Annotated in this window: 23 protein-coding genes; 5 read left to right on the forward strand and 18 right to left on the reverse strand. The window is 65.9% G+C overall.

What is annotated here, in order from left to right:
• Nucleotides 1-392 precede the first annotated feature (392 nt).
• The 10 genes from AC1DRD_RS11930 to AC1DRD_RS11975 all read right to left on the reverse strand — a co-directional run bounded on the left by AC1DRD_RS11930 (nt 393) and on the right by AC1DRD_RS11975 (nt 8,260).
• Nucleotides 393-1,799, reverse strand: a complete 1,407-nt coding sequence (locus AC1DRD_RS11930; protein WP_478041519.1) for a hypothetical protein — start codon at nt 1,797-1,799, stop codon at nt 393-395.
• 7 nt (nt 1,800-1,806) lie between these two features.
• On the reverse strand, nt 1,807-2,304 hold the full coding sequence (locus AC1DRD_RS11935; RefSeq protein WP_478031084.1) for a DUF2306 domain-containing protein: 498 nt from the start codon (nt 2,302-2,304) through the stop codon (nt 1,807-1,809).
• Between the two features lie 269 nt (nt 2,305-2,573).
• On the reverse strand, nt 2,574-3,020 hold the full coding sequence (locus tag AC1DRD_RS11940; RefSeq protein ID WP_478031083.1) for a hypothetical protein: 447 nt from the start codon (nt 3,018-3,020) through the stop codon (nt 2,574-2,576).
• A 25-nt stretch (nt 3,021-3,045) separates the two neighbouring features.
• On the reverse strand, nt 3,046-3,582 hold the full coding sequence (locus AC1DRD_RS11945; RefSeq protein WP_478041520.1) for a demethoxyubiquinone hydroxylase family protein: 537 nt from the start codon (nt 3,580-3,582) through the stop codon (nt 3,046-3,048).
• Entirely contained in the window at nt 3,579-4,049 is a 471-nt protein-coding gene (locus AC1DRD_RS11950; protein ID WP_478031081.1) for a disulfide bond formation protein B, read from the reverse strand. The genes AC1DRD_RS11945 and AC1DRD_RS11950 overlap by 4 nt, the downstream gene beginning before the upstream one ends.
• A gap of 7 nt (nt 4,050-4,056) precedes the next feature.
• Complete coding sequence (locus AC1DRD_RS11955) at nt 4,057-5,400, reverse strand: S41 family peptidase (protein WP_478031080.1); 1,344 nt, start codon at nt 5,398-5,400, stop codon at nt 4,057-4,059.
• Between the two features lie 60 nt (nt 5,401-5,460).
• Entirely contained in the window at nt 5,461-6,654 is a 1,194-nt protein-coding gene (locus AC1DRD_RS11960) for a murein hydrolase activator EnvC family protein (protein WP_478041521.1), read from the reverse strand.
• 4 nt (nt 6,655-6,658) lie between these two features.
• The gene (locus AC1DRD_RS11965) at nt 6,659-7,081 is read right to left on the reverse strand and encodes a 23S rRNA (pseudouridine(1915)-N(3))-methyltransferase RlmH (RefSeq protein WP_478031077.1); all 423 of its coding nucleotides are present in this window, start codon (nt 7,079-7,081) and stop codon (nt 6,659-6,661) included.
• A 145-nt stretch (nt 7,082-7,226) separates the two neighbouring features.
• Nucleotides 7,227-7,613, reverse strand: coding sequence for a ribosome silencing factor (rsfS, locus tag AC1DRD_RS11970; RefSeq protein WP_478031075.1), 387 nt, complete (start codon nt 7,611-7,613; stop codon nt 7,227-7,229).
• Nucleotides 7,614-7,621: 8 nt separating this feature from the next.
• Nucleotides 7,622-8,260, reverse strand: a complete 639-nt coding sequence (locus AC1DRD_RS11975; protein WP_478041522.1) for a nicotinate-nucleotide adenylyltransferase — start codon at nt 8,258-8,260, stop codon at nt 7,622-7,624.
• A 178-nt stretch (nt 8,261-8,438) separates the two neighbouring features.
• Between AC1DRD_RS11975 and AC1DRD_RS11980 the strand changes: the two genes are divergently transcribed.
• Both AC1DRD_RS11980 and AC1DRD_RS11985 read left to right on the forward strand, forming a co-directional pair.
• Nucleotides 8,439-8,882 carry a hypothetical protein gene (locus AC1DRD_RS11980; RefSeq protein ID WP_478041523.1) on the forward strand — a complete coding sequence of 148 codons (444 nt, stop codon included), beginning with the start codon at nt 8,439-8,441 and terminating at the stop codon, nt 8,880-8,882.
• Nucleotides 8,866-9,180 (forward strand): transcriptional regulator, encoded by a 315-nt coding sequence (locus AC1DRD_RS11985; protein ID WP_478041524.1) that lies wholly within the window; start codon nt 8,866-8,868, stop codon nt 9,178-9,180. Before AC1DRD_RS11980 ends, AC1DRD_RS11985 begins: the two co-directional genes overlap by 17 nt.
• Nucleotides 9,181-9,240: 60 nt before the next feature.
• Here AC1DRD_RS11985 and AC1DRD_RS11990 read toward each other — a convergent pair whose 3' ends face one another.
• The 3 genes from AC1DRD_RS11990 to AC1DRD_RS12000 form a co-directional block, all read right to left on the reverse strand.
• A complete protein-coding gene (locus tag AC1DRD_RS11990; protein WP_478031070.1) occupies nt 9,241-10,194 on the reverse strand; it encodes an alpha/beta fold hydrolase in 954 nt (317 codons plus the stop codon).
• A 145-nt stretch (nt 10,195-10,339) separates the two neighbouring features.
• Nucleotides 10,340-11,005, reverse strand: coding sequence for a nitroreductase (locus AC1DRD_RS11995; protein ID WP_478031068.1), 666 nt, complete (start codon nt 11,003-11,005; stop codon nt 10,340-10,342).
• A 91-nt stretch (nt 11,006-11,096) separates the two neighbouring features.
• Nucleotides 11,097-11,549, reverse strand: coding sequence for a hypothetical protein (locus AC1DRD_RS12000; protein ID WP_478031067.1), 453 nt, complete (start codon nt 11,547-11,549; stop codon nt 11,097-11,099).
• 179 nt (nt 11,550-11,728) lie between these two features.
• On the opposite strand from AC1DRD_RS12000, the gene AC1DRD_RS12005 reads away from it, so the two are divergent.
• On the forward strand, nt 11,729-12,151 hold the full coding sequence (locus tag AC1DRD_RS12005; protein WP_478041525.1) for an acyl-CoA thioesterase: 423 nt from the start codon (nt 11,729-11,731) through the stop codon (nt 12,149-12,151).
• Between the two features lie 4 nt (nt 12,152-12,155).
• Here AC1DRD_RS12005 and AC1DRD_RS12010 read toward each other — a convergent pair whose 3' ends face one another.
• From AC1DRD_RS12010 to AC1DRD_RS12030, 5 genes are all read right to left on the reverse strand, one after another.
• The gene (locus AC1DRD_RS12010; RefSeq protein ID WP_478041526.1) at nt 12,156-12,851 is read right to left on the reverse strand and encodes an endonuclease/exonuclease/phosphatase family protein; all 696 of its coding nucleotides are present in this window, start codon (nt 12,849-12,851) and stop codon (nt 12,156-12,158) included.
• A gap of 72 nt (nt 12,852-12,923) precedes the next feature.
• Nucleotides 12,924-13,415 carry an N-acetyltransferase family protein gene (locus AC1DRD_RS12015; RefSeq protein ID WP_478041527.1) on the reverse strand — a complete coding sequence of 164 codons (492 nt, stop codon included), beginning with the start codon at nt 13,413-13,415 and terminating at the stop codon, nt 12,924-12,926.
• Nucleotides 13,416-13,497: 82 nt separating this feature from the next.
• Nucleotides 13,498-14,418, reverse strand: coding sequence for an MBL fold metallo-hydrolase (locus tag AC1DRD_RS12020; RefSeq protein WP_478041528.1), 921 nt, complete (start codon nt 14,416-14,418; stop codon nt 13,498-13,500).
• A 50-nt stretch (nt 14,419-14,468) separates the two neighbouring features.
• On the reverse strand, nt 14,469-15,251 hold the full coding sequence (locus AC1DRD_RS12025; RefSeq protein WP_478041529.1) for a crotonase/enoyl-CoA hydratase family protein: 783 nt from the start codon (nt 15,249-15,251) through the stop codon (nt 14,469-14,471).
• 99 nt (nt 15,252-15,350) lie between these two features.
• On the reverse strand, nt 15,351-16,892 hold the full coding sequence (locus AC1DRD_RS12030; protein WP_478041530.1) for an acyl-CoA synthetase: 1,542 nt from the start codon (nt 16,890-16,892) through the stop codon (nt 15,351-15,353).
• Between the two features lie 107 nt (nt 16,893-16,999).
• On the opposite strand from AC1DRD_RS12030, the gene AC1DRD_RS12035 reads away from it, so the two are divergent.
• Nucleotides 17,000-17,434: a PaaI family thioesterase gene (locus AC1DRD_RS12035; RefSeq protein ID WP_478041531.1), complete on the forward strand. Its 435-nt coding sequence runs from the start codon at nt 17,000-17,002 to the stop codon at nt 17,432-17,434.
• Entirely contained in the window at nt 17,431-17,820 is a 390-nt protein-coding gene (locus AC1DRD_RS12040; protein ID WP_478041532.1) for a PaaI family thioesterase, read from the forward strand. The genes AC1DRD_RS12035 and AC1DRD_RS12040 overlap by 4 nt, the downstream gene beginning before the upstream one ends.
• The last annotated feature ends 114 nt before the right edge of the window (nt 17,821-17,934 follow it).

Below are 17,934 nucleotides of genomic sequence, written 5' to 3' on the forward strand. Positions count from 1 at the left end.
GAATGCTGGCCATGAGCGGATTCCGTCCGGTATTGCCGGACGACGGCGCCAGAGACTTGGCCTATTTAGTAAATCGCGCAATACAAGACGATGAAATATTATGTATCACAGAGGGTATGCTCTAGGATGCTCATTTCACGGGCGGAGGCATGGCGCAGAAAATAGTACTATTTGGTGTCGCGCTGGCAACGATAGGCGTATTGTTGCCTGCTATCTTGGACCGGTTTGGCATCGGGCACCTTAGTGGGATAGTGATAGTCGGTGGCGTGTTGATATACCTTTTTGGGGGTATATTGTTTGCGCTTTCGCTCTTGATTAAGTTAATAACAAGGTATCGATGAAAAGTTGGTTGGAACGCGCATAGTCTCTCGCCATATCGACGCTCTATCTCACTAAGCGCGGTTTCGCTTTCGTCCCTTCTCGTTGGGTAGACTATTGGCTAACAACAGCCCGGTCAGCGGTAAAACAAGCAGCAAATACGCCTCTGTCCCGGCGATCGGGCTCCATCCCAAGAAGTCGCTCGGCAACGTCCTGAGCGCACCCGCTTTCCACGCTGTTAGGATCGGATCGGCCAGCGGGAAGCGATAATTGTCCGGCGTGGTGATGTTCGCCGCCGCGATCATCAGATTGATGACGATCGATACCAGCAGCAGTGCGATCGTGACCGCGCGCTCCCACGTGAACCGCAGGCTCGCCCAGAACGGCGCCAGGCCGATGGCGACCAGGCCGAGCGCCGGGACCGAATGGCGCGGGCCGGTCGAGTGGCCGCCGTCCCAATAGACATAGGCCGAATTGACCAGCAGGACGGTGAGCGCCGCGGCCGCCAGCATGATCGCCAGCCCGCGATGCTTCCTGCCGAGCAGCCACAATCCGACAAAGACCGGGACCAGTATCGGCGCCACCCACAGCAATCCGCGGCGCATGCCGATCAGGATCTTCAGCAGCACCATCGGCTTGGGGCTGGTCAGGCCGAACAGGCCCTCGTCCATCCCGGCGAAGCCGACCACGCCCTGATAGCCGAGCCGGAACGGCGTACCGAAAGCGATCACATTGTAGGTGGTGAACGGCACGAGCAAAGTTACGAGCCCGACGACAGCCGCTACCGCCACCGCGCGGCGGTCGGCGCGCCATAGCCGCACCGCTCCCCAGATCGCGATCACCGACCCCGCCAGCGCCGCTTCGAACTCGATCAGCACCGCCAGCCCCAGCGCCGCGCCGGCGATTGCCGCGAAGCGCATCGTGCGACCCTCGCCCGCGCGCCACAATGCCCAGACCGCGATCACGAACAGCCCCGCCACCGGCGCATGCCCGAACAAGGTGGTCGACCAGCCCCAGACCGGCGTGCCCAGCGCGAAGCCCAGGCTCGCGACTAAAGCGCCGCTCGCACTCCCCGTCAGCCGCAGTCCGAGGTCGTGCATCGCCAGTGCCGCCAGCGCGGTGATGACGGCGCTCCCCAGTGCGACGGCGAGCCGCAGCCGCACTGTCATGTAATGCTCGAAAACCGCGTCGGAGAGCGTCGGCGGCACATATTCGAGCGGCCGCCCGACATGGTCGGCGATCGCCATCGCGGGCAGCGACAACAAGGTCATCCCCGGTGCCTTGTCCATATAGAAATGGCCGCCGAACTCGGCCTTGTCGATCGTAAGCGCCTGATATTGATCGATCCGCGCGTCGCCGCGCTCGACCAGCGCCATGCCGGCATAGATCCGCGTCGCATTATTGGGATTGAGCGCCCACGATCCGAACCATACGCATGACAGCCAGACCAATGCGAACAGCAGCAATCGCGTCCGCGCCATTCGCTTGTTAGCCGAACAGCCAGCCGCCGAGCAGCCGAAACGGCGGCAAGGTGAAGAAGCCGGCGATCAGCAATGCGCCGGTGACCAGCCCGCGCACCGTCGCGCGATGCCGCGCGACCTGATGCGCGCGCGCGGTCAGCCAGACGCGCGGTGCCATCACCAGCACAAAGATCGACAGGATATGGATCAGGCTGAAATGGCCGGGATTGATCGTCTTGACCAACAGGCTGAGCGCCGCGGTGGCGACCATCGCCGTTACCCAGATCTTGCCGAGTAGCCGGTGGGTCTTGGTACCGCGCGCCCTGAGCAGCATCCACGGCGTCAGCACCAGCGCGACCAGCACGGTGACGAGATGCGCCCAGACGATGCCGGGAACGTGCGGCCATTGCGGCGCGCCCCGCGCCAATGCGACGACCATGATCGCGAGCAGCAGCATCGCCGCGCCCGACAGGACCTTGTCGTACCAATTGGGCGCGATCGAGCCGGCCTTCGTATCGGTTTTCATGAATAAGGTTGCCATCGGTCCCCCATGTTGTCGGGGCGAACCTAGAATCGGTTCCAGCGCGAGGGAAGGGAACAAGTGGTCCTGGCGCACGGCGGCGCCACCGACGTCACCCCGGCCTTGTGCCGGGGTCCACTCCTCCACTACCGAGATGAGGTGTTGTTGCACGGTGGATGCCGGGACAAGCCCGGCATGACGGTTGAGCAATGCAACGCAGCGTCGGCCCGATTCAAGGAGCTACAGCCGGACCCGGCCGCCAGCGCTACCTGGGCCTACTTCCCCTCTTCCTCGGCTTCCTTGCGGTCCTTGTTGATCAGCTTGTTCTCGCGGAACTGCTGTTGCGAGCAGCCGAGCGAGCCGCCCGGGCCGATCGCCGAGCACGATCCGATTCCCGACGCGCCGGTGTCGAGCGTGCCTTGCGCGCGCAGCGCCCAGCTCTGATTTTCGGGCGTGACCTTGAAATTGCGCAATTCCTTGGGAACCCGGAATTGCTCGGCGGCGTCGCGGCGCGTGCAGACGACGATCTCGTTGCCGTCGCGGTCGGTCGGGCATTGCTCGTTGCCATAGAGCACCAAAACCCCGTTGACCGGCGCGTTGCGCGACACTTGGCCGGGCGCGGTCGGCTTGGGCGGCGGCGGCACGCCGGGACCCGCCACTTGTGCGGTCGCGGGCATCGCGATCATCGTCGCGGCCAGCAGGCCCAGGGCAATATTACGCATCCTCGTCTCCTTCTCCCGCCAACGCCTAGAGGCGCTTGGCGGTTTCGATCGCCACCCTGCAGCCGAGCCGGATCAGCGCCGACATCAGCGGATAGGCCGGCGCCGATTCCGCGCCGTGCGCCAGCGCGGTCTCGCGATGCTCGACCTCCTCGGCCTGAAATTCCGCGATCGCCGCCGACAATGCGGGATCGCTATCGCCTAGTTGCTGAAGCTGTTCTGAATAATGTTTGTCGATCTCGGTTTCGACCGCCGCGGTGCAGGCCATCGCGGCTTCGGGGCCGATCGCCGCGGTCGCCGCGCCGAGCGCGAAGCCGGCGACGCTCCAGAATGGCTGGAGCAGGGTAGGGCGCACGCCGCGATCGGCGATCATCTTGTCGAAGAACGCGCGATGGCGTTCCTCCTGCCGCGCCATGCCGGCGATCTCGCGCGCAGCGGGGGTGCGGTCGCCCATGATTGCCAATTGCCCGGCATAGATGCGCGTCGCGCCGTACTCGCCGGCCTGGTCGACGCGGATCATCGAGTCGGTCCGCGGTCTGCGATCACCGGGGCGCCAGCGCTTCATGCCGCGCGGCTCCGGCGAGTCAGCAGGACCAGGATGACTAGCGCGCCGCTCAGAGAGACGATCGCGTTGAACCCCGCCAGCGAAATGCCGGCAAAGGTCCATTGCGGCGCATCGCAGCGCACCACCGGCGCGTTCATGATCGCGGTCAGCGTGTCACCGCCGCTGCTGAAGGTGGAGGTGCACGGCGTGAAGCCCTGCCACCAATGATATTCGACCCCGGCATGCGCCACGCCGATCGCGCCGCTGATCGCAATCGCGATCGCCGCCAGCGCGACCAGTGGCCGCTGCGGCATGCCCGGCACGAACGCCAGCAACGCGATCGGCAGCGCGGCGTAATGCGGCCAGCGCTGCCAATGACACATCTCGCACGGGTAGAGGTGCCCGATCAGCTGGAACCCCCAGGCGCCGGCGAGCAGCGCGGCGGGGATCAGCAAGGCGAGCGCGCGGGCCTTTTGCAGCGAGGTCATGACGGTCTCAGCGCTTCTTCGGCGTCGCCGCCGCGGTGGTCACGGCGGGCACCTTGGACAGTCGCCCGATCGTCTGCAGCGCGTACCACAGCTGGAAATCGGTCACGCCCTTCTTCTTGAGCTCATCGGGCGTCGCGGCGAAGCGCGGATCGGTCTTGGTGTCCTCTTCGAGGATCGCGTTGTCGGCCTTGACCTCGTTGACCAGATGCTTGCGCAGATCGGCTTCGCGGAAGATCGGGCGCGATTTGTAATCGGGGTCCGAAATCTGCGGCACTGCAATGTCGGGGCGGATGCCGCCTTCCTGCACCGACCGTCCCGACGGCGTATAATAACGCGCGGTGGTCAGGCGGAGCGCGCTATTCTCGTCGAGCTGGAGCAAGGTCTGCACCGATCCCTTGCCGAAACTGCGCTCGCCCATGATCAGCGCGCGGTGATGGTCCTGCAGCGCGCCGGCGACGATCTCGGACGCCGATGCGGTGCCGGCATTGGTCAGCACGATCACCGGCAGCCCGGTCGCGAGATCACCCGGCTTGGCGTAGTAACGCTCGATATCCGCGGCATCGCGGCCGCGCTGGCTGACGATCTCGCCATAGGACAGGAACGCGTCGGACACTTCGATCGCCTGGCTCAGCAAGCCGCCGCCATTGTCGCGCAGGTCGACGACATAGCCGAGCGGCTTGTGTCCGAGCGACTTGTCGACGCTGGAGATCGCCGAGCGGACGTCGGCGCCGGTATTTTCGGAGAAAGTGTTGATGTTGATATAGCCGATACCGTCGCGGACTTCCCACTTCACCGGTTTCTGGACGATGATCTCGCGGACCAGGCTGACGTCGATCGGCTTGTCGCGGCCCGGACGGACCAGGGTCAGCGAGATCTTGGTGCCCGGCTTGCCGCGCATCGAGGTGATCGCCTGGTCCAGCGTTTCGCCGAAGATCAGCTGCCCGTCGATATGGGTGATGTAATCGCCGGCCTTGATCCCGGCGCGGAAGGCGGGCGTGTCTTCCTGCGGCGCGATGACCTTGACCGCGCCGTCCTGCATCGTGACCGACAGACCCAGGCCGCCATAATTGCCTTCGGTCAGGATCTTCATGTTCTGAAAATCGACCGCATCCATATAGGACGAATGCGGGTCGAGGCTGTTGAGCATGCCGTCGATCGCGCCGCGGATCAGCGTCTTGTCGTCGACCTTGTCGACATAGGACTTCTTGACCTGGTTGAAGACCTCCATGAACCGGTCGATCTCGCGATAGGTGTCGCCGTCGGAGGCCGCCATCGCCGCGGTGGCGGTAGGGACGAGGGCGATGGCGCCGGCGATGGCGGTCGCCTGGAGCCAGGTAAAAGCACGGGCCATGGGGTTACTGCGTTCCGATCTTGCTCAACTTCTGGTGTCATGTAGCGGTATTCGGCGGGCCTAGCCAGTCAGCGCCACCGGATCGACGGGACGGCCCTTGCGGCGCAGTTCGGCGGTGACCTGGCGATCTTCGCCTTGCGGTGCCGCGCCGAGCAGCGCGCCTTGTCCGACGCGCTGGCCGGTGGTGACCGACAAGCTGCCCAGCCCGATCAGCACGGTGCTCCAGCCGCCGCCATGATCGATCACGACGATCTTGCCATAATCACGGAACGGGCCGGCGAACACGATCTTGCCCGCGGCGGGCGCGGCGATATCGGCACCGCCCGGCACTGCCCAGGTCAGCCCGCGCGAGGTGACGCCGGCGTCGGACGACACCTCGCCGAACCCGGTGACCAGCTTGCCAGTGACCGGCACGCGATAAGGCGCCGTGCCGCCGGTCCACGACAAAGGCGGGTCGGTCGCCTCGCCGGGGCGCGGCAACGGTCCCGACAGCGCGGCCAGCGCGGTCGCGGTCGCGCTGGCGTTGGTCGTTTCCTGCATATTGTCGACCAAGTCGCGGGCGCGCTCGCCCAGGCCGATCGCGCGGTCGCTCTCGGCCAATGCGGAGCGGCTGAGATCCTGCGACTTGAGGCGATGCTCCGCCTCCAGCCGCGCCAGCGCGATGCGGTTGCTCTCCAGCCGGCGGCGCCCTTCGGTCAGGCTGCGCGCGGCGAGCGCGGCGTCGGCGCGCAGCCGGCGGGTATTGTTCAGGTCGGCACGCAACCCCGCCGTGCGCGCACGCACCAGTGGCAGCGTGCTGCCGATCACCGCGCGGACATGGACCAGGTCGCCGACCGATCCCGGCTGCATCACGCTGACCGCGTCCGGCCGCTGCGCCAGCGAACAGAGCGCGGCGATCAGGCGCGCGATCGGACCTTGCTGCGCCGCCAGCCGGGCCTGCTGGTCGCCGAGCAGCCGATCGACCAACGTCACCCGCGCGCTCGCCGCGGCGATATCGGCCTGGGCCTGCTGGATCCGTGCGCCCATCGCCTCTTCCTCGGCGCGCGCCCTGGCGGCTTCGTTCTGTTCGGCTTTAGCCGCGGCTTCGAGTTTCGCCGCACGCTCGGCGGCGGCGGCCGATTGCGCCCGTGCGGCGAGCAAGCGGCGCTGCTGGTCGGCCAGATCGGACTGTGCTGGATCAGGTTGGGCATTGCCCTGGCTCGCGGCGAAGGCGGCGGCGATCGGGAGCAAGGCAAGAGTCCAGGCGGCGCGCATCGCGCTACCCTTCGCGATGATAGGGATGGTTGGCAAGGATCGAGCTCGCGCGCCACAATTGCTCGGCCAGCATCGCGCGCGCCAGCATGTGCGGCCAGGTCAGCCGGCCGAACGACACCAGCCAGTCGGCGGCCTTGCGCTCCTCTGCGGAAAATCCGTCCGCGGCGCCGATCAGGAAGCGGATTTCGCGTACCCCGTCGTCGCGCCATTTGCCGAGCTTTTCGGCGAACGCGACCGACCCCGGCGTGTCGCCGGTCTCGTCGAGCATGACGATGCGCGTTTGCGGTTCGACCACCGGCATCTTGCCGCCGGTATCGGGCAATTCAGTCACCCGCGTCGGGAAGCTGACGCGCTTGAGATAACGGTCGACCAGCTCCGCCTCCGGACTCCGCCCGATCCGGCCTCGCGCGACGATGTGGAGGAGCATTGGACTAAATCCTTCCCGTCATGCCGGACTAGTTCCGGCATCCAACGTGCGACAACGGAGCGATTCCGGTGTGGAGGGTTGGACCCCGGAACAAGTCCGGGGTGACGTATAGCGGTGAGGCTGTCTCACCCCACAAACACTTGTCTTAGTGCGACGAACCCGATGGCCCGTCGCCGAACGCCCACATCCGCTCGAGATTGTAGAAGGTGCGGACCTCGGGGCGGAACAGATGGATGATCACGTCGCCGGCGTCGATCAGCACCCAGTCAGCGGTCGGCAGGCCTTCGATCCGCGGGCCGCGGCCGGTTTCGGCCTTGATCCGCTCGGCGAGCTTCTGCGCCATCGACGCGACCTGACGCGTCGACCGGCCGCTCGCGATCACCATGTGATCGGCGATCGACGATTTGCCGGCGAGCGGGATCGAGATGGTGTCGACCGCCTGGTCGTCATCCAGGCTGGACAGGACAAGCTGGTGCAACGTCTCGGCCCCCTGGGGGTCGGACGAGCGGTACGCATGCGGGTTAGTGGCCAATGTGGGTCCTATGGTGCGGAGGAAGGAGGATCGGTGTCGTGCGATCGACGAAGGAAACGACGCTGCCAGGCCGGATCGGCCAAACGCAGCCGGGTGGCTGAGGTGGAATCAGGGCGGAAACGAAGCAGCACGAGGGCTGGCAATCTCCACGTAGTCCAGTTCTTCGCCTGGTGTGCGGGCCGGAAAAAGCGCCGCAACCAACCCATAGCGGGCACCGCCTGGGCAGCATGATCATAGCCTGGCCGCGCGATAACCGCAATCGGGATCGATTTCGCTATATGGCGCCAACCCTTCCACTGGTCGAAATTGACCAGATTGTCCTCGCCCATCAACCAGATGAAGTCGATCCGCGAATAGAGCTGCTGCAGCTTGGACAGGGTATCGACCGTGTAGCGCGTCCCCAGCCGCTGCTCGATCGCAGTCACCCGAATCGGCGCGTGCCTGGCCATCGCGCGCGCCGAGGCGAAGCGCACCGCGAACGGCGCCATGTCGGTCGCCTTGTCCTTCAGGGGGTTGCCGGGCGACACCATCCACCAGACTTCGTCGAGCCCCAACGCCTTGATCGCCGCCAAGCTGATCGCCCGATGCCCCGAATGCGCGGGGTTGAACGATCCACCCAACAGCCCGACGCGTAATGCTCCCGCCATCAGATGCCGGACGATGCCTTGGGCGCGGGAGCGGGCTTGGTCATCGTTTCTCTGTGGACGGGTGATGTTCGCCGGGCAAGGGGGAGGGGAATATAGCTAGGCCGTCATTTTCCAATATGGAAAGTTTTGACTTGGAAAGTTGGAAATATCTCTTTCCATATTGGAAAGTGAGGAATCGATGATGACAACCTTCGAGGCACAGGCTCGCCTCGCCTTGATGGCAAAGGGCGCGGCCGAGGACCTGGCGCGGCTCGCGACGTGCCCGCCCTGGCGCCATGCGGTGTTCGCCGGGATGATGGCGGCGCTGGTCGCCACCCCCGCCGTGCCGCTGACGCTGCGCTTCGTTCTGCTGGCGCTGATATTCGTCGCCATCGCCCTAGTCGTGCAATCCGACCGGCGCCGGCTGGGCGTGTTCGTCAATGGCTATCGCCGCGGCAAGACGCGCTTGGTCGCCTTGCCGATGCTGGCGCTGATCCTGCTGCTCTATGCCGCGAGCTGCTATTTCGCGCTCGATCGCGGCCAGCCCATGATCAGCCTGGCGCTCGCCGCGGCGTCGTTCGTCATCGGCTATATCGGCAGTATGATCTGGCAGCGGGTATTCGTCCGTGAACTCGGCGCCTGAGCCGCTCAACCCGATCGCGGGGTTCGAGCCGCTGCTCCAGGCGCCGGCGCGGCTCCAGGTGATGGCGGTGCTGGCCAATGCTCAGGACGCGGGATTCGCCCGGCTCAAAGAGATCACGGCGAGCAGCGATTCGGTGATGTCCAAGCACCTTGCGGCGCTGTCGGACGCGGGGTTCATCTCCTTGCGCAAGGCTGCGCTCGACGGCCGCCAGCGCACCTGGGTCAGCCTGACTCGCATCGGCCGCAAGGTGTTTGACGACCATGTCGCCGCGCTCCAGCGGATCGTCGCGGGCGGTTGAGCGGAGGACCGGGCGCCGCCCTGGAAGGAGGCATGAATGGCGCGCAATTTAACGGTTCCGCTATCGCCGCAGGAACGCAGCAACGTCCTTCGCAAAACGCTGCGGTTCCTCGACGAACATGAAGTGGCCGTCGTTTGGGTAGAGCAGGAAGCGGCCGCGGGGCAGGGCCTTCGCCAGGTCGCGTTGCGGCGCCTCGACCGCCTGGAAATCACGGCCGCCGGCGATGACGAGCGTCGGCGCGCTCACCTTGGCGGCGTCGGCGAAGTGGTAGCTCCATAACCCCTTGGAGCTGAGCGCATTGCCCAATTCGCCGGTATTGCCGAGGCTGTTGGCTGAATCCATCGCGTCGACTTTCCGGCCGATGGCGGCGTTCGGATACATGTTGCGGTGGATCGCTGCGCTCATGGCGTCGCCGTCATAGGCGCTGAAGACGTCGCAGCGCGGATAGGCACCCGGAGTCTTGCCCTGCGCCGCGCGAGCGAAGGCGGCGGGGTCGCTCGACTGGAGGCGCGCGCACTGGATATCAATCGCGCGCGGCAGGTCCGGCACCGCCCCGGCGAGCACGAGATGCGCGACGCGGTCGGGATAACGCGCGGCATATTCGAGGCCGAGGATCGTCCCGAACGAATGGCCGATCAGGTCGATGCGCGGCGCACCGAGGTGGACGCGGAGTGCTTCGATATCGTCGACCAATTGTGCGATCGAGTAATTATCCGCAGCCTTGGGCCGGTCCGACCGGCCACTGCCGCGCTGGTCGAGATAGACCATGCGCAATCGGGCTTCGAGCGTCGGCCCGGCGTAGCGTGCGAAGGTCTGGCTGCCCTCGCCCGGGCCGCCGTGGAGGAAGACGACCGGCGTGCCGCCGGGCTTGCCGGCGACGCGGTACCAGAGGTGGACACTGCCGACGGCGAAGCGATGTTCGCCGGTAGCTGTGGCGGTGGAGCGGGCGGCCGCGGGGGTCGGGAGTAGTAAAGCGGTCGCGAGGACGGCGGGCAGGAGTCGAAGCCGGGTCATGGACCGAGGCTCCATCATCCGGCCGAACGAGGCAAGGGCGCTTGCGAGTTCGGATGAACCGTCGGGCAGTTTCATCCACCGTGCCTCTGGGCGCGGAATTTGCGGCTCCGTGGATGCCGGGACGGGCCCGGCATGACGGGTTAGGTCAGTCACGCAGAGTGAGCCACTCCTCCTCTGGCGCCCGCTCGGTGCGCAAGCGGTTGGCCGCCTCGCTCTCATCCTCATACCCGATCGCCATCCCGCAAAAGAGCATGCGGTCGGCGGGTGTGCCGAGGAAGCGTTCGATCGTCTCGGGATACATCGCCCAGCATTCCTGTGGGCAGGTCGCCAGCCCGGCCTCGACCGCGAGCAGCATCACGTTCTGGAGGTACATGCCGAGATCCGACCATTGCGGCGGGCCCATCCGGCGGTCGACCGTGCAGAACAGAGCCGCTGGCGCGCCGAAGAACTGGAAGTTGCGCGCGAACCACGATCGCCGCGCTGCCTTGTCCTCGCGCGGAATACCGACATGGCCGTACATCGCCTCGCCGACCGCGAAGGTGCGCGCGCGATAGGGCGCGACGAATTCCCTGGGATAGATATCGTAGCCGGGGGCTTCGGTCTCACCCGCCTCAAGCTTGGCCGCCATGATCGCCTTGAGCTCGACCAGGCTGTCGCCGGTGACGAGGTCGATATGCCAGGGCTGGATATTGCCGCCGCTCGCCGCGCGCGCGGCCTTCACCGCGATGTCGCGGAGCAGCGCCGGGTCGACCGGCGTATCGAGGAATCCGCGCACCGACCGGCGCGCCGCGATGGCGTCGGAGACGTTCATGCCGGCGACCCTTGCCCGGCGCGGGCGGATCGGCAAGCGGGATCGCGTAGCGACTGCCCCGGACGGCACGCGCCATCCGGGGCCAAGCCGGTTATTTCGCCATCGTCATCTCGGACCACAGGCCGTCGTCGATGAAGGTGCGGTACTTCTCGTACCCAGCCACCGCGATCTTGCCCTCTTCCTCGCTGAACTTGGCGAAGATTTCCTTTTCGATCATCTGGTCGCGCGCCTTATCGGGCTCGAGCATCGCGGCGCTGGTGAAATGGGTCATGATCAGGACGCTCGGCGCGCCCTTGTTATAGCCGTTGCGGACGAGGAACTTGTAGGAGTCGATGACTCCATGCGCCTTCATCACCTCGAACCCGGGGACCTGCGACTTGCGTAGGCCGGTCAGATAGTCATCGACGTGATTGGGATCGACCTCGATGGCGTTGATTTCCCACACGCCCTTTTGTGGAATGTAATCAGTATATTGCTTTGAGATGGCGACAGTAGCGGCAAGACAAGTGGCGCCTACTGCCACCAAAATCATGGCACGACTCATGGTAATCTCTCCTATGTTAATTATAAGAGGAAGGCCTCATTCGCAAATTGATGCAACCAAAATCGTTCCGCTCCGGCAACGGATTGGAAATAACGAACCTGATCGACATATCATCTATGCGCTAAGTTATACCGGTCAGGGGACTCGACTTGTCCACCAGGGGTCGGCAAGGACGAGCCATGCCTCGCCCTGCACCCTGGCGGCTCGATCCAGCCGCCTATCCGCATCACGACATCATCCAGACCCGCTTTCAGGATCTCGACGTGCTCGGCCATATCAACAACGTCGCCTGGGCGGCGTCGTTCGAGACCGCGCGGGTGCGGTTCTATCATAGGCTCAACAGCCTGGGGCCAGGGCGCAACCGCGGGCTCGTCGCCAATGTCGAGATCAATTATCTTGGTGAGGGCAATTTTCCCGCCGAGGTGACGATCGCCAGCGGGATCGGTCGGCTCGGCACGCGGTCGTGGCAGACGCTGAGCCTCGCATTGCAGGACGGCGTGCCGCTGGCGACGTGCGACGTCACGATCGTCAGTACCGGCGTTAGCGAAACCGACCCCGCCTTTCGCGCCGAACTGGAGAAATGGCCGGTGCGCGAAGCCTGACGTGTCACAGGTCGACGATCACCGGCATATGATCGCTGAGCGTCAGCCAATCTTTCGGATCGCCGACCTCCAGCCCCGACCAGCCCGGCGGCACTTGGCTGGCGTGTGCGAAGAGATAGTCGAGGTGGAAAGGCTTTGCCGGGTTGCGGTGAAGGAAGAAGGTCGGTTGGCTCTCCGCTCCCTGCGGTTCGCCTGATGCGACGTGATACAGGCTGACCAGGCCGATCTGGCCGAGCTCACGCACGCAATCCGAATGGTTCCAGTGCCGCGTCTTGCGGTCCCAGATCGCGTTGCTGTTGAAGTCGCCGCAAATCAGCGAGTCCGACCCGAGAGCGGCGCGGTGGCGCTGTAGATACTGCCAGAACTGGCCGATATAGGAATAGGTCGACGGCACGACCGGCTGCGTCCACACCGCGAGCAGATCGAGCCGGCCGCCGATCCTGACCGGCAGGAAATGCGCCAGTCCGTCACCGTCCCAGCCTAGCGTTTCGATCGAAATGCCGTTGCGCGCGAAGACGCCGACCCCCTTGTGCTTGATCGCGCCGGTCCAGACGTAATTGCCCGCCCAATCGGCATAGGCGCTGTCCGACGCCGCGGGATTCTCGCATTCCTGGACCACGAGGATATCGGCCCCGAGCGCATCGATCGCCGCGGTCTTGCGGCGGAGCGCGCCGGCGCAGTTCCACGTCACGATCCTCATGCGGACCCCTTGCCGGCGGCCCGGTTGGCGGGGCTTGAACTGGATCGCGCGACGGGCATGTGCGGAGTCCGCCTATCCCAGGTCGAACCGGCGCGAGATACGGTCGACCGGTGTACCATCAGCGAGCGGGACGCCACGCGCGACCGCGTAATCGACAAACCCCATCCGCGCGTAGAAGGCGAGACCGCCGGTATTGTCGGCTCGGATCGTCGCGTTGATCGTCTTCAGCCCGGCGGCGACCGCCGCGGCCCTGGTGGCGGCGAACAGCGCCGATCCGATCCCGCGCGTGGTCGATCCGCGGCGCGCGAACGTGCCGATATCGCCCCAGCCGGGTTCGAGCTTGTCGCTGGCGAGCAGGATCTGGAAGCCCATCGGGCCGCCATCCTCGTTCTCGGCGATCATGCTGGTGATCACGCCCGGCCCATCGACATGCGCGTCGGCAAAGGCCTCGGGTGTGAACGGCGTCTCATAAGCGGTAGTGCCGCCCGCGGCGATGATCTCGTTGAGCAGGTCGGCGAGCGCGGCGGCGTCCGCTCGTACCGCTGGCCGGACATTCAGCTTCATCTCTCTAGACCTCGAGCAACGCTGCACGCCTCGACAAGGTTGGCGGCAACTCCTTCCATCATATTGGGCGGCTCCACTCTTCTCAAAACCGGAATTTGCGGACGAGCAGCCCGCGCGCAGCGAGCGCCTCGATGGCCGCGCCGTCATGCCCAGGTACCAGGATCAGCCCGGGGTTCGCCCTGCTGACCGCGGCGATCGCCTGCAATTCGGCGGCGACCGCGCCGCGATCGTCGCCGCTGATCAGCCAGGTGACGTAGCGCGATCGCTGGTGCTCGAGACGGACATTGTCGAGCATCGACGCAACGTCGCCCATGAACAGGAATTCGCGACCGTCGGCCTGGCGGACGTAGATCATCTGCGATCCCGGCGTGTGCCCCGGCGCCTTGATCAGCACTATTCCCGGCGCGATCGCCTTGATCGACGCGTAATCGAACGCCCGCAACGCGTCCCGGGCGCCTTCGGGCCAGCGCGGGGCCACCGCGCTGCCGGCTTGCGCGCGAGTGAGCAGCAGATGCGGCAGGTTGCGCATCAAATTGGGACTGGTCAGCACGCCGCCGAGATGATCGCCATGCTCGTGCGTCACGATGATCGCGCTGGCCCGGTCCAGGCCCGCGAGCATGCGGCGATAGGCGGCGCGATCGTACCGGTCGGCGCCCGAGGCCCGCGCGCTCGCCTCGTCATAGCCGGTATCGACGATCACCGAGCGATTGGGCGACACGATTCGGTAGCTTGCCCGCGCCAGATCGATCTTGCTCCAATCGGTGCCGCTCACCATCGCTGTGCGCGGCACCGCGTCGTGCGACAGGATTTCCAGCTCGATATGCGTGGGAAGATTGCCCGGCACACTCGCCGCCGCCACCCGGATAGCCGGCAAGTCGAGCGCATAGCCTGCGCGTGGTGCCGGACCAGTATCGTAGAACAGCCAATAGACCGCGGCGCCGGCCAGACAGAGCAGCACGACCGCCGTGATCGCCAACCCACGCGCCACTCGCCTCAGCGTCATCCTTTTCTCCTCTCAGCCCCTGCACCGCCAGGCCAGGTTCTCGCCCTGCTTCAGTCCTGAAACACCGCGGCGCGCTTCTGCATGTTGGCGGCTACCGCTTCCATCATGTTGGGCTTGCCGATCACCTTGACCTGCTCCTCGGTCTCGGCGGCGAGCATCGTCACCGGATCGGCGTCGTGCATCATGTTGAGCAGGCGCTTGTCGCCGCGGATGGCATGCGGGCTGCGGCCGGCTATCTCGCGTGCTAGGTCCATCGCCGCGCCGAGGGGATCGTCGGCGAGGCGGGTGACGAAGCCATGCGCCAGCGCTTCCTGGGCATCGAATTCGCGTGCGGTATAGACCAGTTCGCGCAGCACATCGTCGCGGACCAGGCTGCGCCAGAGAGGAAAGCCGGCCATGTCGGGAACCAGGCCCCAATGCGTTTCCCGGATAGCGAAGCGCGCGGTCGGCGCGGCGATGCGGATATCGGCGCCGGACATGATCTGAAAACCCCCGCCGAACGCGACGCCATGGACTGCCGCGATCACCGGCATCGGCAGGTTGCGCCAGCCCCACGCCACATGCTGCGGCAGGATCGCCCCCTGGTCGTTGCGGCCGCGCGACGACAGGCCCGAGCCACCCCCTTGCATGCTCGTCATGTCGAGCCCGGCGCAAAAGCCGCGCCCCTCGCCCGACAGCACCACACAGCGGACGTCTGCGCGGCCGGCGAGCGAATCGATTGCCGCACCGATGCCTTCGAACATTGCCGGGTCGATCGCATTCATCTTGTCGGGCCGCGCCAGCCGGACGTCGGCGATCTGGTCGGCAATGGTGATGGTGACGCGGTCGTTCATGGCAGAGCTCCGTCGCCCCGGCGGAGGCCGGGGCCGCTGGGTTCACGCGCGCGCTTCGAATCGCGAAGCGGCCCCGGCCTCCGCCGGGGCGACGCGCACTTAGACGATCCTGCTCCCGCTCTCGCCCCAATAGCGATCGCGGAGCAAGCGTTTGTAGAGCTTGCCGGTGGGGTGGCGCGGCAGTTCGGCGGTGAAGTCGATCTGGCGCGGGGTCTTCACGCCCGACAATTCGGCGCGGCACCAGGCGGTCAGTTCCTCGGCAAGCGCGGGGCCGGCATCGGCCATGTCGGCGGGCTGGACCACCGCGATCACGCGCTCGCCCATATCGGGATCGGGGCCGCCGATCACCGCGACGTCGGCGACCTTGGGATGGGTGATGATGCGATTCTCTATCTCCTGCGGATAGATGTTCACCCCGCCCGAGATGATCATGAAGCTCTTGCGGTCGGTCAGATACAGGAAGCCCTCCTCATCCAACCGTCCGATGTCGCCGAGCGTCGTCCAGCCCTTGGCGTTCGATGCCTCGGCGGTCTTGGCCGGGTCGTTATGATAGGCGAACTGGCCGCCGCCCTCGAAATAGATCAGGCCTTCGCTTCCCGCCGGCAATTCCTCGCCATCCTCGCCGCAGATATGCGCAATGCCGTAAGCCGGCTTGCCGACCGAGCCCTTGTGCGCGAGCCATTGCTCCGACGTGATCGAGGTGAAGCCGTTGCCTTCCGATCCGGCATAATATTCGTAGATCACTGGTCCCCACCAGGCGATCATCTTTTCCTTGACCGGGACCGGGCAGGGCGCCGCGGCGTGGATCGCGGCCCTCATGCTCGACACGTCGTGCGCCAGCCGATCGGCCTCGGGCAGTTTGAGCATGCGGACGAAATGCGTCGGCACCCATTGGCTGGCATTGACGCGATAGCGTTCGATCAGCGCGAGCGCGGCGATCGGATCGAAATGCTGCATCATGATCACCGTGCCGCCGAGGCGGTGGACGGTCATGCACCAGCGTAGCGGCGCGGCATGATACATCGGCGCGGGGCTGAGATAGATTGTGTCGGGACCGAAGCCGTAAAGTCCCTGCGCCAGCATCGCCAGGACGTTGACCGCGGCGATGTCGGGATCCTCGGGCAAGGCGACGCGCACGCCTTTGGGGCGGCCGGTGGTGCCCGACGAATAGAGCATGTCGATCCCGGCGCGCTGGTCGGCGATCGGCGTGTCCGGTTGTGTCGCCAGCGCCTCCTCGAGGCTGTCCCAGCCGGTAGTCGTGCGCCCCAGCATCAGCCGATCGAGATCGGGGATCAGCGTGGCGAGCGGCTCGGCAATCGCGGCGAGCGCGGCCGAGGCGACGACCAATTTCGCGCCCGAATCGCGGACGATATAGTCGGCTTCGGGCGCGGTCAGCTTCGACGAGATGCAGACGTAGAACAGCCCGGCACGTTGCGCGCCCCAGGTCAGCGCGAAATATTCCGGCACGTTGTCCATGAAGATCGCGACCGTGTCGCCGATCGCCAGGCCGCGCGCGCGGAACAGCTGGGCGACGCGGTTCGACCGGCGATCGAGCTCGGCATAGCTCCACGTCTCGCCGGTTTCGGCGACGATCAGCGCGGGTTTGTCCGCGTCGGTCCGCGCATGGACGCTGGGATGCATCCGCCTCTCCTTACATCATTGTCAGCAAGGCTAGCCGGTCGCCGCGACAAGGCAAGAGCGCGCGTACCCGGTTGCACCGAGCGGCGGCGCGTGTAGGGCAATGGGCAATGAGTGAGGGCTTTCAGTTCGACCCCGCGCGGTTCCTCAACAGCCGGCTGGGCCATGGCGGCGCGATCGGCATCGGCTATCGCGCGCACGGCCCCCATTGGGCCGAACTCGAACTGCCCTATGACGAACGGCTGATCGGCAATGTCGACACCGGCGTGATCGCCTCGGGCCCGATCCTGTCGATGATGGACATGGCGACGAGCCTAGCCGTTTGGCTGCGCGCCGACGCGTTCGTCGCGCATGCCACGCTCGATCTCCGGGTCGATTATCTGCGGCCGGCGACGCCGGGCAAGACCGTGATCGGGCGCGGCGAATGTTACCGGCTGACGCGGTCGATCGCGTTCGTGCGCGGTCAGGCGCATGACGGCGACCCGGGCGATCCGCTCGCGCATGTCGCGGGCACGTTCATGGCGCCCGACGGCTATCCGCGATGATCAACCGGCTGCCCCCTTACGCGCAACTGCTCGGGCTGACCGCCGAGCGCGACGGCGATGGTGCGCCGGTGCTGGTAATGCCGTTCGGTGTCGACGTGCTCGGCCGTCCCGGCTTCCTCCATGGCGGCGCGATCGGCGGGCTGATGGAAATGGCGGCGATCGTCGCGCTGCATGACGCGCTGGAGGGAGAGGGCGGCGGCGAAATCAAGCCGATCAACGTGACGGTCGATTTCATGCGCGGCGGCCGCGACAAGCAGACTCGCTCGCGCGGCATCGTCACCCGGCTGGGCACGCGCGTCGCCAATGTCGAGGCGACGGCGTGGCAGGACGACCCCGGCAAGCCGATCGCCGCGGCGCGGATGAACTATTTGATTGTGCGGGGGTAAGGATAGCGCACCTCCTATTTCGGCCCATGCCTTTGCCGGAGTGACGCCGGGCTTTTGCCAGGGTGAGATGAGCGGGCGTTATGCTGCCCTCTCCCGCTTGCGGGTGCACCGGGT

The organism is Sphingomonas sp. P4_G2, from assembly GCF_056401155.1.

Excerpts from the sequence above, each read along its gene's own strand:
- AC1DRD_RS11930 (WP_478041519.1), bottom strand. The coding sequence starts at position 1,799 with ATGGCGCGGACGCGATTGCTGCTGTTCGCATTGGTCTGGCTGTCATGC.
- AC1DRD_RS11935 (WP_478031084.1), bottom strand. The coding sequence starts at position 2,304 with ATGAAAACCGATACGAAGGCCGGCTCGATCGCGCCCAATTGGTACGAC.
- AC1DRD_RS11940 (WP_478031083.1), bottom strand. The coding sequence starts at position 3,020 with ATGCGTAATATTGCCCTGGGCCTGCTGGCCGCGACGATGATCGCGATG.
- AC1DRD_RS11945 (WP_478041520.1), bottom strand. The coding sequence starts at position 3,582 with ATGAAGCGCTGGCGCCCCGGTGATCGCAGACCGCGGACCGACTCGATG.
- AC1DRD_RS11950 (WP_478031081.1), bottom strand. The coding sequence starts at position 4,049 with ATGACCTCGCTGCAAAAGGCCCGCGCGCTCGCCTTGCTGATCCCCGCC.
- AC1DRD_RS11955 (WP_478031080.1), bottom strand. The coding sequence starts at position 5,400 with ATGGCCCGTGCTTTTACCTGGCTCCAGGCGACCGCCATCGCCGGCGCC.
- AC1DRD_RS11960 (WP_478041521.1), bottom strand. The coding sequence starts at position 6,654 with ATGCGCGCCGCCTGGACTCTTGCCTTGCTCCCGATCGCCGCCGCCTTC.
- AC1DRD_RS11965 (WP_478031077.1), bottom strand. The coding sequence starts at position 7,081 with ATGCTCCTCCACATCGTCGCGCGAGGCCGGATCGGGCGGAGTCCGGAG.
- AC1DRD_RS11975 (WP_478041522.1), bottom strand. The coding sequence starts at position 8,260 with ATGGCGGGAGCATTACGCGTCGGGCTGTTGGGTGGATCGTTCAACCCC.
- AC1DRD_RS11980 (WP_478041523.1), top strand. The coding sequence starts at position 8,439 with ATGATGACAACCTTCGAGGCACAGGCTCGCCTCGCCTTGATGGCAAAG.
- AC1DRD_RS11990 (WP_478031070.1), bottom strand. The coding sequence starts at position 10,194 with ATGACCCGGCTTCGACTCCTGCCCGCCGTCCTCGCGACCGCTTTACTA.
- AC1DRD_RS11995 (WP_478031068.1), bottom strand. The coding sequence starts at position 11,005 with ATGAACGTCTCCGACGCCATCGCGGCGCGCCGGTCGGTGCGCGGATTC.
- AC1DRD_RS12000 (WP_478031067.1), bottom strand. The coding sequence starts at position 11,549 with ATGAGTCGTGCCATGATTTTGGTGGCAGTAGGCGCCACTTGTCTTGCC.
- AC1DRD_RS12005 (WP_478041525.1), top strand. The coding sequence starts at position 11,729 with ATGCCTCGCCCTGCACCCTGGCGGCTCGATCCAGCCGCCTATCCGCAT.
- AC1DRD_RS12010 (WP_478041526.1), bottom strand. The coding sequence starts at position 12,851 with ATGAGGATCGTGACGTGGAACTGCGCCGGCGCGCTCCGCCGCAAGACC.
- AC1DRD_RS12015 (WP_478041527.1), bottom strand. The coding sequence starts at position 13,415 with ATGAAGCTGAATGTCCGGCCAGCGGTACGAGCGGACGCCGCCGCGCTC.
- AC1DRD_RS12020 (WP_478041528.1), bottom strand. The coding sequence starts at position 14,418 with ATGACGCTGAGGCGAGTGGCGCGTGGGTTGGCGATCACGGCGGTCGTG.
- AC1DRD_RS12025 (WP_478041529.1), bottom strand. The coding sequence starts at position 15,251 with ATGAACGACCGCGTCACCATCACCATTGCCGACCAGATCGCCGACGTC.
- AC1DRD_RS12030 (WP_478041530.1), bottom strand. The coding sequence starts at position 16,892 with ATGCATCCCAGCGTCCATGCGCGGACCGACGCGGACAAACCCGCGCTG.
- AC1DRD_RS12035 (WP_478041531.1), top strand. The coding sequence starts at position 17,000 with ATGAGTGAGGGCTTTCAGTTCGACCCCGCGCGGTTCCTCAACAGCCGG.
- AC1DRD_RS12040 (WP_478041532.1), top strand. The coding sequence starts at position 17,431 with ATGATCAACCGGCTGCCCCCTTACGCGCAACTGCTCGGGCTGACCGCC.